At 59.5% G+C, this 14,025-nt stretch carries 12 protein-coding genes; 9 read left to right on the forward strand and 3 right to left on the reverse strand.

Annotated elements, in window-relative coordinates; all coding sequences use genetic code 11:
* Positions 1-31: 31 nt before the first annotated feature.
* Together hrpB and mrcB are read left to right on the forward strand one after the other, a co-directional pair.
* Positions 32-2,467: an ATP-dependent helicase HrpB gene (hrpB, locus tag EIEH_RS12475; protein WP_015870207.1), complete on the forward strand. Its 2,436-nt coding sequence runs from the start codon at positions 32-34 to the stop codon at positions 2,465-2,467.
* Between the two features lie 85 nt (positions 2,468-2,552).
* Complete coding sequence (gene mrcB / locus EIEH_RS12480) at positions 2,553-5,045, forward strand: bifunctional glycosyl transferase/transpeptidase (RefSeq protein ID WP_015870208.1); 2,493 nt, start codon at positions 2,553-2,555, stop codon at positions 5,043-5,045.
* Positions 5,046-5,208: 163 nt separating this feature from the next.
* Here the strand turns inward: mrcB and EIEH_RS12485 are convergent, their stop codons facing one another.
* From EIEH_RS12485 to EIEH_RS12495, 3 genes are all read right to left on the reverse strand, one after another.
* A complete protein-coding gene (locus tag EIEH_RS12485; RefSeq protein ID WP_015870209.1) occupies positions 5,209-6,417 on the reverse strand; it encodes a porin in 1,209 nt (402 codons plus the stop codon).
* A gap of 619 nt (positions 6,418-7,036) precedes the next feature.
* A complete protein-coding gene (locus EIEH_RS12490; protein WP_015870211.1) occupies positions 7,037-7,801 on the reverse strand; it encodes a DUF2076 domain-containing protein in 765 nt (254 codons plus the stop codon).
* Positions 7,802-8,058: 257 nt separating this feature from the next.
* A complete protein-coding gene (locus tag EIEH_RS12495) occupies positions 8,059-9,075 on the reverse strand; it encodes an aminopeptidase (protein ID WP_015870212.1) in 1,017 nt (338 codons plus the stop codon).
* Between the two features lie 455 nt (positions 9,076-9,530).
* Between EIEH_RS12495 and EIEH_RS12500 the strand changes: the two genes are divergently transcribed.
* The 7 genes from EIEH_RS12500 (at position 9,531) to EIEH_RS12530 (ending at position 13,993) form a co-directional block, all read left to right on the forward strand.
* The gene (locus tag EIEH_RS12500; RefSeq protein ID WP_370447964.1) at positions 9,531-9,854 is read left to right on the forward strand and encodes a DUF3561 family protein; all 324 of its coding nucleotides are present in this window, start codon (positions 9,531-9,533) and stop codon (positions 9,852-9,854) included.
* A 512-nt stretch (positions 9,855-10,366) separates the two neighbouring features.
* Complete coding sequence (gene lgt / locus EIEH_RS12505; protein WP_015870214.1) at positions 10,367-11,236, forward strand: prolipoprotein diacylglyceryl transferase; 870 nt, start codon at positions 10,367-10,369, stop codon at positions 11,234-11,236.
* A gap of 27 nt (positions 11,237-11,263) precedes the next feature.
* On the forward strand, positions 11,264-12,058 hold the full coding sequence (thyA, locus tag EIEH_RS12510) for a thymidylate synthase (protein WP_015870215.1): 795 nt from the start codon (positions 11,264-11,266) through the stop codon (positions 12,056-12,058).
* A gap of 166 nt (positions 12,059-12,224) precedes the next feature.
* Entirely contained in the window at positions 12,225-12,710 is a 486-nt protein-coding gene (locus EIEH_RS12515; protein ID WP_015870216.1) for a prepilin-type N-terminal cleavage/methylation domain-containing protein, read from the forward strand.
* On the forward strand, positions 12,656-13,258 hold the full coding sequence (locus EIEH_RS12520; protein ID WP_233420353.1) for a prepilin-type N-terminal cleavage/methylation domain-containing protein: 603 nt from the start codon (positions 12,656-12,658) through the stop codon (positions 13,256-13,258). The genes EIEH_RS12515 and EIEH_RS12520 overlap by 55 nt, the downstream gene beginning before the upstream one ends.
* Positions 13,255-13,698 carry a DUF2509 family protein gene (locus tag EIEH_RS12525; protein WP_015870218.1) on the forward strand — a complete coding sequence of 148 codons (444 nt, stop codon included), beginning with the start codon at positions 13,255-13,257 and terminating at the stop codon, positions 13,696-13,698. The genes EIEH_RS12520 and EIEH_RS12525 overlap by 4 nt, the downstream gene beginning before the upstream one ends.
* 4 nt (positions 13,699-13,702) lie before the next feature.
* A complete protein-coding gene (locus tag EIEH_RS12530) occupies positions 13,703-13,993 on the forward strand; it encodes a prepilin-type N-terminal cleavage/methylation domain-containing protein (protein ID WP_172468361.1) in 291 nt (96 codons plus the stop codon).
* The last annotated feature ends 32 nt before the right edge of the window (positions 13,994-14,025 follow it).

Genomic DNA, 14,025 nt, shown 5'->3' on the forward strand with positions numbered 1-14,025 from the left:
TACCCCGTCGCGAAAGAGAGTGGAGTCCACTGTGTCTTTATTACCCGTTGCCGCGGTGCTGCCCGATCTGCTTGCCGCCCTGCAGTCTGCCTCCCAGGTGCTGCTTAACGCCCCGACCGGGGCGGGAAAATCCACTTGGCTGCCGCTGCAGCTGTTACAGTCTCCCAGTCTGAATGGGCGTATCGTTATGCTGGAACCGCGGCGTTTGGCCGCGCGGACTGTGGCGCACCGGCTGGCGCAGCAGCTGGGCGAGCCGCTGGGCGAGACGGTTGGCTATCGGATGCGCGGAGAGAATCGGGTCGGTAAAAATACCCGTCTGGAGGTCGTGACGGAGGGGGTTCTGACCCGCATGCTGCAGCGAGATCCGATGCTGGAAGGGGTGGCGCTGGTGATCCTTGATGAGTTTCATGAGCGTAGCTTGCAGGCGGATTTGGCGCTGGCGCTGCTGCTGGATGTACAGGCCGGGCTACGGGACGATCTGCGGTTGCTGATTATGTCGGCGACTCTCGATGATGCCCGCCTGGGGACGCTGTTACCCGATGCGCCGACCATCGTCTCTGCGGGGCGCAGCTATCCGGTGGCGCGTCACTATCATTCCGTATCCCCCCATGAGCGCATTGAGCAGGCCGCCGCCGCCGCGGTGCTGAGCCTGATGAACCGGGAGAGCGGCTCGCTGCTGCTGTTTTTACCCGGGGTGGGCGAGATCCGACGTTGCGCGGCGCTGCTGGAGGAGAGCGTCGCCGAAGATACCGACATCTGTCCCTTATACGGGGCGCTGTCGCTGGCCGAGCAGCAGCTGGCCATCGCGCCTGCGCCGGTGGGGCGGCGCAAAGTGGTGCTGGCGACCAATATTGCGGAAACCAGCCTCACTATTGATGGCATTCGTCTGGTGGTCGACAGTGCGCTGGAGCGCGTCAGTCAGTTTGACGTGCGCAGCGGGCTGACGCGGCTGGTGACCCAGCGGGCGAGTCAGGCGTCGATGACACAGCGCGCCGGGCGCGCCGGACGTCTGAGCGAGGGGATTTGCTGGCATCTGGTATCGGCTGAGCAGGCCGAGCGGGCCAGCGACTATGCCCAGGCCGAGATCCTGCGCAGCGATCTGAGCGCGCTGTGGCTGGATTTGCTCAGCTGGGGCTGCCGGGATGCGCAGCAGCTGACGTGGCTCGACGCGCCGCCGACCGCGGCGCTGGGTGCGGCACAGCGCCTGCTGCTGCAGCTGGACGCGCTGGATCTGCAAGGGGGACTGAGTGCGCTGGGGCGGGAGATGGCCCGCACGGGCAGCGATCCGCGCCTGGCGGCGATGCTGTGCGCCGCCCGTGACGCCGGCGATGCCGCGTTGGCCTGTGCCGCCCTGCTGGCGGCGATTGTCGAGGAACCGCCGCGTCAGGGGAGCGCCGATATGCGCCAGGCGCTCTACCATCCTCAGCCACACTGGCGTCAGCGGGCGGCGCAGCTGGTTAAGCGTGTGGGAGGGCGGAGGGCGGAGGCCGATCTGGAGTTGGCGCCGCGGTGGCTGGCGCATGCCTATCCTGACCGGATCGCCGCCGCGCGCGGGCAGGATGGGCGCTATCTTCTGGCCAACGGGTTGGGCGCGGCGCTGGATGCGGACGATGCGCTGGGGCGGATGCCGGGGCTGATCGCCGCCTCGCTGCTGCAGGGGGCTTCCGGCGGCGAGCCGCGGATTCTGCTGGCGCTGCCCTGCGATCTGGCATCGCTGGCGGCCCAGCTGCCGCACTTGGTTAGCGAAGGCACCGGTGTTGAGTGGGATGAGGCCAAAGGAACCCTGCGCGCCTGGCGTCGCGTCCAGCTGGGGCGCCTGGTGCTGCGTGCGCAGCCGCTGGCCCGTCCCGATGAGGCCACGCTGGCGCAGGCACTATTGGAATGGGTGCGTACGCAGGGGGTGACCGCGCTGGGGTGGGACGAGGCGGCCACGCAGCTGCGCCTGCGTTTGATCTGTGCCCAGCGCTGGCTGCCAGAGCATGCCTGGCCGGCGGTGGATGATGAGAGCCTGCTGGTGTCGCTGGAGCAGTGGCTGCTGCCCGCGCTGTATGGCGTCCGCGATCTGCGGGGGCTGCGTCAGATCGATCTGGCCGGGGCGCTGCTGCGACTGCTCGACTGGAACACGCGTCAGCGGCTGGATAGTGAGCTGCCGACTCATTACACTGTGCCGACCGGATCGTGTCTGGCGATTCGCTATTTTAGCGATAAACCGCCGGCGCTGGCGGTACGTCTGCAGGAGATGTTCGGTGAGCGGGAGAGTCCGCATATCGCACAGGGGCGCGTCGCACTGGTGCTGGAGCTATTGTCTCCGGCGCAGCGGCCGCTGCAGATCACCCGCGATCTGGCGGGATTCTGGCAGGGTGCCTATCGTGAAGTGCAGAAAGAGATGAAGGGGCGCTATCCCAAGCACGTCTGGCCGGACGATCCGGCCAACGCGCAGCCGACCCGGCGCACCAAGCGGCATTAATTTTCAGAGCGTTCCTCTGTTATTTGCGGGGGACACAGGCGCATATTAGGCGGTTTAGGCCGTATTACAGCCGGAGAAACAGGTTATGTCTGGGGACGATCGCCAGCCAATCGGGCGCAAGGGTAAGAAACGGGCGGCGCAGCCGCTACGCGGAGAGCCTACGCGCCGTCGCCGTCGTTATGACGAGGATGACTACGACGAGGATGACCAGGAGCGTGGGGAGAGTGATGATGACGGATATGATGATGATGATGAGGGTGATGTGGCGCACAAACAGGTAAAACGTTCCCGCCGACGCCGCGTGCTGTGGCTGCTGTTTCGTCTGGCGCTGGTCGCGCTGGTCGTTATCGGCGCCTACGGGGTCTATCTCGATCAGCAGATCCGCAGCCGTATCGACGGTAAGGTCTGGCAGCTGCCGGCCGCCGTGTATGGCCGGATGGTCAGCCTTGAGCCGGGGATGAACTACAGCAAGAAAGAGATGATCAATCTGCTGGAGGGCATGCAGTACCGCGAGGTGAGCCGTATCACCCGCCCAGGCGAGTTTACCGTCTCGGGCAGCAGTATCGATATGCTACGCCGTCCCTTTGATTTTCCTGATGGAAAAGAGAGGCAGATCCACGCTCGCCTGGTATTTGACGAAGATGGCCTGAGCGAAATTGTCAATCTGGAGAATAAGCGCCAGTTTGGCTTTTTCCGTCTCGATCCCCGGCTGATTACGATGCTGCAGTCGCCCAACGGCGAGCAGCGTCTGTTTGTGCCGCGCAGCGGCTTCCCAACGCTGCTGGTGGATACCCTGCTGGCGACGGAGGATCGCCACTTCTATCAGCACGACGGCATCAGCTTCTACTCCATTGGCCGTGCGCTGCTGGCCAACCTGACGGCCGGCCGTACGGTGCAGGGGGGAAGCACCCTGACCCAGCAGCTGGTGAAAAACCTGTTCCTGAGCAATGAGCGCTCCCTGTGGCGCAAGCTTAACGAAGCCTATATGGCGCTGATCCTCGATTATCGCTACAGCAAGGATCGCATTCTGGAGCTGTACCTCAACGAGGTGTACCTGGGGCAGAGCGGCAACGATCAGATCCGCGGTTTCCCGCTGGCCAGCCTGTATTACTTTGGCCGCCCGGTCGAAGAGCTGAGCCTGGATCAGCAGGCGCTGCTGGTGGGCATGGTCAAGGGGGCATCGCTGTATAACCCGTGGCGCAATCCCAAGCTGGCGCTGGAGCGGCGCAATGTGGTGCTGCATCTGCTGTTGGAGCAGAAGATCATCGATCAGGATCTGTACAACATGCTCAGCGCCCGTCCGCTCGGGGTACAGCCCAAGGGGGGAGTTATCTCGCCTCAGCCTGCGTTTATGCAGCTGGTGCGCCAGGAGCTGCAGGCCAAGCTTGGCGATAAGGTACAGGATCTCTCCGGGGTGAAGATCTTTACCACCCTCGATCCTGTCTCGCAGGATGCGGCGGAAAAAGCCGTCGAGGCCGGTATTCCGGCGCTGCGCGCTGCGCGCCACTTAGATGATCTGGAGGCGGCCATGGTGGTGGTCGATCGCTTCAGCGGCGAGGTGCGTGCGATGGTGGGCGGCGCGCAGACCCAGTTTGCCGGCTTTAACCGTGCGATGGACGCCCGTCGTCTGATCGGCTCGCTGGCCAAGCCGCCAACCTATCTGACGGCGCTGAGTGAGCCGGTTAGCTATCGCCTGAATACCCCGCTGACGGATCAGCCGGTGTCGATCAAGCTCTCCAACGGCACCTACTGGGAGCCGAAAAACTACGATCGTCAGTACCGTGGACAGGTGATGCTGATGACCGCGCTGGCGCAGTCGCTCAACGTACCGACGGTGAATTTGGGCATGGCGCTGGGGCTGGACAGGATCAGTGCAACCTGGCAACAGCTGGGCGTCCCGAAGAGCGTCATTGATCCGGTTCCCGCCATGCTGCTGGGCGCGATCAACCTGACGCCGATGGAGGTGGCTCAGGCCTATCAGACCATCGCCGCCGGTGGTAATCGGGCGACGCTGTCGGCGTTGCGTTCGGTGATCGCCGAGGACGGCACCGTACTGTATCAGAGTTTGCCCCAGGCCCAGAGCGTGGTGGCCCCGCAGGCGGCCTACCTGACGTTGTATGCCATGCAGCAGGGGGTGGTGAGCGGAACCTCGCGGTCGCTGTCGGGGAAGTTTGGTCGTTACCATCTGGCGGCCAAGACCGGTACCACGAACGATCTGCGCGATAGCTGGTTTGCCGGTATTGACGGGAAGGAGGTCACGATCACCTGGGTTGGACGCGATAATAACGGCCCCTCCAAGTTGACCGGGGCCAGCGGTGCCCTGACCCTGTACCGTCGCTATCTGGAGAATCAGACGCCGCTGGCGTTGGATTTGGTGCCGCCGCAGGGGATTAGCATGGTGGGGATCGATGCTGCCGGTAATTTCCAGTGCGGCAGCGGGCGAACCCTTCCGGTCTGGACCGACAATCCGCAGTCGCTGTGCAGTGCCTCCTCATCGGCGGCGCCTGTCGGGGGTACGTCAGGCAGTGAAAGTGATGGTGTCGCCAGTTGGATCAAGGATATGTTTGGTCGCAACTGAGCAAACTGACATTGCCAGGTCATATCTCTGAACGGAGGCGTAATCTGTAAAAAAGTAGCCAGTCAGCGAAGCAACTGACTGGCTACTTAATAAGGTGCTTGTTCACCACGTCAGGGAAGGAGCTTTACCATCCATCCCTACTCCTGCGGGAGACCTTATCTTATTAGAAGTTGTACTGAATGCCGATGCCTACCTGGTTGTCGGTATCGACGTTGTTACTCCGACTGAATTTATCTTCATCCAGCAGGTTAACCTTATATTCAATGTAGGTCAGCATGTTTTTATTTAATGCAAATTCGGCACCGAAGCTGAGGTAGTTCACCAGATCGGCGGACTTGACGCTGCTGCCATCGCCCAGGGTGCCTGAATCAGCGTTCAGATCCAGACCGCGTGACAGAACATAGCCAATGGAAGGACGCAGGCCAAAGTCAAACTGATACTGGGCAACAGCCTCAAAGTTCTGAGTTTTGTTGGCAATAAGATTATTTTTATTGAATGGAGTCATATTGCGGGTTTCCGCATACATGGCTGCCAGATAAAGATTATTGGCGTCGTATTTGGCGGCGATAGTCCAAGCTTCGGCGCGCTGGCCACGAGCTTTGCCTAACAGGCCAGAGGTTTGAGCATCGCTGCGATCTGATCCGCTATAGGCGGCGGCCAGGCCGATGCCAATGGGGAGCTCATAGGTGACTGCCAGCGCGACCCCATCGCCGTTATCGCGTCGCACCGATGCATTACCACGGTTACTGGTGCCACTTTGTAAATCGCGTTTTTCTGAAACTGAAATATTTTCTATATTTCCTGTCACCGCATTTTTGACTGGAATAGTGCGTTTAACCTCGTCTCCATTACCTTCATTTTTACCTTGGTACTGCAGGGCGATATTCAGCCCGTCGATCAGGTTGAAGAAGTTGCGGTTACGGTAAGTCGCCAGATTGTTGGCGCGTCCGGTCATATAGTTGTCGGTCATGGTATAGGAGTCACCGCCGTAAACCGGGAATACGTCGGTAAAGTTTTCTACGTCTTTCAGCACGCCATTGTTGCGGCCATAATCCAGTGAGCCAAACTGGGTTATATTGAAACCCACAAATCCCAGACGTGTATAGCTGTTCGGATTTCCTTCGTCACGGCTAGCCTTGGTCTGAAACTCCCAGCGTCCATAGCCTGTCAGAACCTCATTGATCTGCGTCTCGCCTTTAAAACCCAGGCGAGCGTAACTGTCATCGCCGTTGCCCTCACCGCTGTAAAACTCCCCGGCAAGACGGCCATATAAATCAAGTTTATTGCCATTCTTATTATATATCTCAGCCGAATTGGCCATGCCCGCCGCCAGCAGAACTGGAATCGCCACTGCAAGGTATTTATATTTCATATCATATCCTTGATTGGAATAAATAATGGTTATAAATGCGCTTCATAATAATGGTGATGTAACCAAAGGCAGGATAATCGCCAGACAATAAAAATGGCACAATGACTCACGGCAATCTTATTACATAATGTAACTTACAAAGTTCAAACGCTTTCTTATTAATATTTTTGGCTTGTTAGTTTTGTGAATAAATTTTATTTCTAATCAGATTTTTATAAAAAATATATATTATATTTTTATAAAAATATCACATGTGTGCTATTTTATTGATATCTATAAATATAATTCCATGTAATCATAGATATATTCATTTTAATAATTATTAACAATGCTTTATTTGATATAATGATGTTTATTTTTCTCTTTTGTCTATTGGTTTTGTTATTATAATAAATTTAAATTATGATTCACTTTTTATTAATTTGGTTTTTGTCGGTTATTGTGCCTTTTATTCTGTGATATTGATGGTGTGGTTTTGAAAAGATTAAAATAACAGAGGATAATTTGGTGATTTAAAACAAAATAAAAAATATGAATATATTTAAATTTACATTTGGTTACATTGTGTGTGGAAAATGGGAAGGCCAGAGCCTTCCCGTTCCAGAATTGAATGTGGCGCTTAGAAGAAGGATGCGTCGTCGTCGTCACCGCCGTCAAAGAAGCCGCCATCCAGCGGATCGGAAAAACCGTTATCTTGGTCAAATCCACCGCTATTGTCTTGGTGCCAGTCGGCATTTTGCCAATCGGCATCATTTTGGCCGGTGTCCTGGGCATCGTTGCCCCGATCGGCATCGCTGTTGGTTGCCTCCGGCGCAGGATTGTCCTCAATGATATTGACGATCTCCTCTGGACGGCTCTGATGGAACAGTCCGGTCAGCATATTGGCCATCACCATCCCCCCGGCGACGCCGGCCGCCGTCTGCAGCGCACCGCCCAGGAAACTGCCAGCTCGGGAGGGCGCTGCCGCTGGTTGGCCATATCCCGGCGCCGGCTGATTATAGCCGGGCTGAGCATAGTTGGCTGCACCAGGGATCGGCTGGCTGCCCAGCGGCGTACGGGAAGGCGCCGCCGCAGCGGATGACGACGTATCGCTGCTCTGGCTGCCGCCACCGAACAGGCCGGCGAGGAAACCACCGCTGCTGCGCGGCTGGCTCTGGAGCTGGCTGACCTGCTGCTGCAGCTGTTCAACCTGTTGATTGAGGCGCTTGAGGGCGGCTTCCTGGATCAGCATGGCCTGTGCCATGTAATAAGGCGCGGCCGGCTGCTTGGCCAGGCAGGACTGGATAAGCCGCTGTGCGTCGGCGTCGCGGGGACCGCTGCCGGCCTCAGCCTGCTGCAGACGGGAAAAAAGACCTTCAATGATACGTTGTTCTTCAGTTTGCATAATCTGCCTCAACACAGCGCCCGCCGTAGCGGGGTTGATAACGTTGGTAGCCGGTAAAGCGAAAATGGTCCCTACAAAACCGATTCCGGCAGAACCGGGACGGTATTGCAGCGCACCGTGCTCAGGGACGAACGGCCGCCGATTCTCTGAGTAATGTAATGCCCAGATACAGCAACGCAATCCCCCTTTACCTAAAGCCACATTGCCTGATATTTCTCTACATTAGGAAGCCCGCATCGTGTGCAGCGGCAGCGGGATCAGCGGGCCAGCTGCTCCAGCAGCGGCAGCAGGATCCTAACCCCCTCGCGGGTGCGGGCCCGGATCCGCCCCGGCAGGTGCCGATCCAAATATTTCATATTGTCGTACTGGGGCTGATGCCAGCTGGTGCCCTGTGCAAACAGGCTGCCGCCGTGGCGTGTCTGGCGCGTCGGATCCTGGCTATCTGCGGCAGAGAGCAGCAGCAGCGGAAGTCCGGCCTGAGAAAACAGCGCCATCCCCTCGTTCTGGGGGGGGGATTGATCCAGCATCGCGCTGTTGCCGCGTGCGATGTGGATGCCGTCGCGTTTGGCCAGCTGCAGCAGGCGATCGCGGCTGCGCTCGGCCAGCGCCTGAGCGTTGCTGGTGGCGAGCAGCTTGTCGCCGCTGATCAGGGAGTCTATGCCAATCACCAGCAGGGTATTTTTCTTCTCCTCCGGCGTCATGCGGCTAAGGTAGTTTTCGATCCCCTTGCCGCCGAGCTCCTGTGCACTCAGCGCCAGAAAGCGGATGCCGACCTGGGTTTTTACCGTGCGCAGGCGTTCGGCCAGCTCCAGCATGACGCCGACGCCGGAGGCGTTATCATCGACCCCCTGGAGCGTCAGCCCGCCCAAATTATGGTTAACGTCGTCATCACTCTGCGGGGTAAAGGTATCCAGATGGGCGACGATCAGGATCTGCTTAGCGCTGTGCCCTACTTTAGCGGCGATCACCGAGGTGGCAGTAACGTTGTGCCAGCTGTTTTTACCGTTGCTGTCGCGGTACAGATAGCGGGTCTTAAAATCGCGCAGGTTGCTGTCATAACCCATCTGACGAAAGCGCTGGTTGACATAGTCGGCCATCATCAGTTCGGCGGGGCTGCCCGCCATGCGGCCGGGAAAGTAGGTGGCGATATGGCGTACTTCCTGATCGGCGATTTTTCCAATGGGCTGGTGGGTCTGGGCGCTGACCGGTGTGGCGAGCGCGCAGCCCAGGCAGAGCGCGGCCAGGGAGAGAGAGTATCTGCAGCGGGAAAGCATGAATCGGGCGTCCTTTGTATCGGTCTGTCGATGGCGCGTCACACGTCGGCAGAGGTATTTATCTGCCAAATATTATCGCCTGTGACAGGGGATTAAACAATTTCTTGCGCAGACAAAGGGGAAAATAGAGAGGGCCGGTGGGGATGATAAGGGGAGATAACGCCGTGTCCAGATGTCATGTCTCCGTACGGCACCGTTTAGGCTGCTGAGGCCGCTGCCGCGCGCCATGAGAAAGGGAGAAGGAGAGAACAATTGGTAACAAATTTAGCCGTGCAAATGTTAGACGTTTTGTCCTTCGGCGGTATTATCAGCGCATATGCCAGCGTGGGTCTGAGACCGTACGGCTCTGGCATTCGGTGTTGCGCCCGTCGGCCCGGTTTTGCCCGGCGCGCAGTGGTGAGGCCAGTCGCCTTTCCGCGTATGTGAACGCTTTGCTGCCGCAGGATACGGGTATGCTGATTAATGCCGCCAACAGGCGGGCCGATGAACAGACAACCGCCGAACGCGAAGAGCCCTCTTATGCTTTCAGCGGCGGCGTGTTGGGGTTTGTTTTCTATTGGCTGGCGTTCGCGCTGCCCTTTGTCGTTTATGGTACCAATACGCTGTTGTTTATGCTGTATACCTGGCCCTTTTTTCTGGCACTGCTGCCGGTGTCGGTGCTGGTGGGCATTCTGATCCACCGTCTGCTCTCCGGGCGTCTGCTGCTCAGTGTACCGCTGTGCGCGCTGCTGGTGGTTACCCTGTTCTGGCAAACCTTTTCTCTGCTGAGCGGATGGTAAGCGGGCTATCCAGCTGTCTCGTTGTTTTCCGATAACTCGCTGGGATAGATATATCTCGTGATTATCAAGAAATGGTCAGTGAGAGTATAACGGCCATGACCATGGCAGTCCCTTCGCCAGCGGCAGATACGCAGGGCTGAGGCGGACGGATCGCCCGGTAGCAAAAAGCGCTACAGAGGCCATGGGTAAGCCGACGGATTTTCTGCAGCAGTTGGCGGGCAGTATTTCCGCCGATCCCGCACGGTGTGGCGATGGCGTAAATGGTTCCCGAGCGGGGCGCGCGACGATGTTTATCTCTGGCTTACGCCGACGCGACGACGGATCGTCACCCTGCCGTGCAGGCTTCTGCGCGATTGCGCCTGATGCTGCGTGGGTAAGCCTATCTTTTCGGCGGTGATCCGCTTTTTTACATAACTTTATCGTTATACATACCCCGGTCACCCCACTTTCCTATGTTATGATGCGCCACTTGAGCATTTTATACGGTTTCTCAGACAGTATTGTGGTGACAGATGACGAACTATCTGCATTTCCCCAGTTTTGACCCGGTGATTTTCTCCATCGGTCCGGTAGCGCTGCACTGGTATGGCTTGATGTATCTGGTGGGCTTTGTCTTTGCCATGTGGCTGGCGGTGCGTCGGGCTAACCGACCGGGCAGCGGTTGGACTAAGGACGAGGTTGAAAACCTGCTGTACGTCTGTTTTCTCGGGGTATTCCTCGGCGGGCGCATCGGCTATGTCCTGTTCTATAACCTGCCGCTGTTTATCGATAACCCCCTGTATCTGTTTAAGGTCTGGGATGGTGGCATGTCTTTCCACGGCGGTCTGATCGGGGTGATCCTGGCCATGTTGTGGTTCGCCCGTCGCACCAAGCGTACCTTCTTCCAGGTTTCTGACTTTATTGCGCCGCTGGTACCGTTTGGTCTGGGCGCCGGGCGTCTGGGCAACTTTATTAACGGCGAGCTGTGGGGCCGCGTGACGCTGGATACGCCCTGGGCAATGCTGTTTCCAGGCTCCAGCAGTGAGGATATGCAGCTGGCGGCGACCCACCCACAGTGGCAGGCGGTGTATAACCATTTTGGCTTGCTGCCGCGCCATCCGTCGCAGCTGTATGAGCTGTTACTGGAAGGGGTCGTACTGTTTATTATCCTGAATCTGTTTATTCGCAAGCCGCGCCCGATGGGCAGCGTCTCCGGACTGTTCCTGGTGGGCTATGGTGCCTTCCGTATTATCTGTGAGTTTTTCCGCCAGCCGGATGCGCAGCTCGGCCTGTTTGATGGGGTGATCAGCATGGGGCAGATCCTCTCCATACCGATGATCGTGGTCGGCGTTATCATGATGGTGTGGGCCTATCGTCATTCGCCACGCGCGCAGGCGTCCTGATTTTTTCCGTAGAGAGTTAGAGGTGACATGAAACAGTATCTGGATTTGATGAGAAAAGTGCTGGCAGAGGGGACACCCAAGGCCGATCGTACCGGTACCGGCACCCTGTCGATTTTTGGCCATCAGATGCGTTTCAATCTGCAGCAGGGTTTCCCCTTGGTGACCACCAAGAAGTGCCACCTTCGGTCGATCATTCATGAGCTGCTTTGGTTCCTTAACGGGGAGACCAACGTCAGTTACCTGCATGAGAATAACGTCACCATTTGGGATGAGTGGGCTGATGATAACGGCGATCTCGGCCCGGTATACGGCAAGCAGTGGCGCGCCTGGGGCTGCGCTGACGGTCGCCAGGTGGATCAGATCAGTCAGGTGATGGAGCAGCTGCGCCAGGAGCCCGACTCGCGCAGGATCATCGTGTCAGCCTGGAACGTGGGTGAGCTGGATCAGATGGCGCTGGCGCCTTGCCACGCCTTTTTCCAGTTCTATGTCGCCGACGGCCGCCTCTCGTGCCAGCTGTATCAGCGCTCCTGCGACGTATTCCTGGGACTGCCGTTCAATATTGCCAGCTATGCGCTGCTGGTTCATATGATGGCGCAGCAGCTGGATCTGCAGGTCGGCGACTTTGTCTGGACCGGTGGGGATACCCATTTGTACAGCAACCATATGGAGCAGACGGCGTTGCAGTTGACCCGTGAGCCGCGTGCACTGCCGCGTTTGGTGCTGGCACGCCGTCCTGCGTCGATCTTCGATTACCGCTTCGAGGACTTCATCATCGAAGGCTATGATCCGCACCCGGCGATTAAAGCTCCTGTCGCCGTGTGATGCGCAGCGACGCACACTCATCTGTAAACGCCGGTCCTGTGCCGGCGTTTTTTATTGGTGTCGGCCGGATCCCGCCGCGATAGCGCTTGGTCTGCCGTCGTCGCCTGCTTAGGCTGAATGCCGTCACGGCGAGGGCCGCCGTGCCATCGTGCGAACGGGGGCGGTCATGCGGGATACGCCGCGGGGATACACCCTGCTGGAGGTGATGCTGGTTTGTGGACTGCTGGCGCTGCTGGCCGCCGCGGCGCTGCCATTCTGGCTGCCGCGCCGCGATCAGCAGCAGATACTGGCAGAGAGTCTGCGCCTGCAGGCGTATCTGCTGACGCTGCGCGAGCAGGCCTTTCGCAGCAACGGGGTGCGTCACATCCTGCTCCGTCGCGGCAGCGGGGGGGAGGCCTGTCTGGTTGGACAGCCACAGGATGACTGCCGCACCGTCGCGGCCTTTGTGCCGATAGCGCCGCTGCGCCTGGAGGCGCAGATGTCTTCAGACGCCGGGTTTTACGGTGTACGCAATACGGCGCGCCCGGGGCATATCCGCCTGAGCGATGAGCGGCGCGCCGTTCGGGTGATCTGGTCGGCGCAGGGGAGGGTGAGGCTGTGCGCAGAGTATGGACTGCCGGTGCTGACGGCGTGCGATACCAGCGGGGAATGAGTCTGCTGTCGGTCATGGTGGGGCTGTTTCTCGGTGCGCTGGTGATGTCGGCCGCCCTGCGCCTGGTCAGTGAACTGCGGCGCCAGGGGCTGGTTGCTCAGCGTCAGCTGCAGCGCATGGAGGAGGCGGAGGGGCTGCTGGATCGGCTGGAGAAGGATCTGCGCCGCAGCGGATTTTGCGCGGCGCCCTGTCGCCGTCCGGCGCCGCCGGTGCAGATAGCCGCTATGCGTGGGGAGCCGGACGGCTCCTGCGTGCTGTTGGCTTACGATCTGGACGGCGATGGCGCCGTTGAGGAGGCCGAACGCTTTGGCTGGCGTCTGCGCCAAGGGGCGCTGGAGGCGCGTCGCAGTGCCACGCTCTGTGACGGCAGTGGCTGGGAGCGGGTGAGCGATGAGCGGCGTTGGCGGGTCGAGTCGCTGCGTATTGTTCGTCGTGCGGCGACCTTTCACCTGACCCTGAGCCTGGCGGAGCGACGATACCCCGATACGCCGCTGGTGCTGCGGCAGTGGCTGTCCGCACCGAATCTGGCGCGGAACGCAGCCCCATGAGGCGTCAGCGCGGTGCCGCGCTGCTGGGCACATTGCTGGCTGCGTTGGCGCTGGCATTGGGCTGGGTGCTGGCGCAGCAGGCGCAAACCACGGCGCTGCTGCAGCGTAGTGCGGCGCAGCAGCGATACTGGTACGCCGATGCGCAGGCCGATCTCTGGCTGGCGCGGGCGCAGCATCTGCTCTGGCAGGCCTGGCCGCACTGGCAATGCCGGGCACTGGCGCCGTCGTGGCACGCCTGTATTCGTGCGCTGGATGCGCAGCGGGCGCTGCTGTGTGTGTCTGGCCAGCCATCTCCGCTGACCTATCCATTGGTTCGGGTTCGCTATCTATGGGGAGAGGCGCATGAGCGGGAGCAACGATATCGGGCGCTGCCCGGCGGCTGGAGCGACTTTTTGCCCGCGGGGATCGCCTGTCCAGCAACGGGGGAGCGTGCTGGTTGAGGTGATGCTGGCGTTGCTTCTGACCAGTGTCGGGCTGATGGGGCTGGTGCAGACCCAACGTGCCCTGCTGCATGTGCAGTGGGTGCAGGAGCAGCGTCAGGAGGCCTGGCGCTATGCACGCGGCGCGCTGGCGCAGGCGACGCTGCCGCTGCTGACGCCGTCGGAGGAGGGGATGCCGCCGGGGTGGCACCGGACGCTGGGGCTGCGCACCGCGGGATCCTGTCGTCTGCTGGTATGCGAGCTCTCCCCGCCGCGGGGGCGGCCTGTAAGCCTGGCAAAGTTGATTTGCCCTTAGCGGACGATCGCGGTAGCTTTGGCGCACACCCA

Source organism: Edwardsiella ictaluri ATCC 33202 (genome assembly GCF_000264785.1).
In the GTDB taxonomy this organism is placed as follows: Bacteria; Pseudomonadota; Gammaproteobacteria; order Enterobacterales; family Enterobacteriaceae; genus Edwardsiella; species Edwardsiella ictaluri.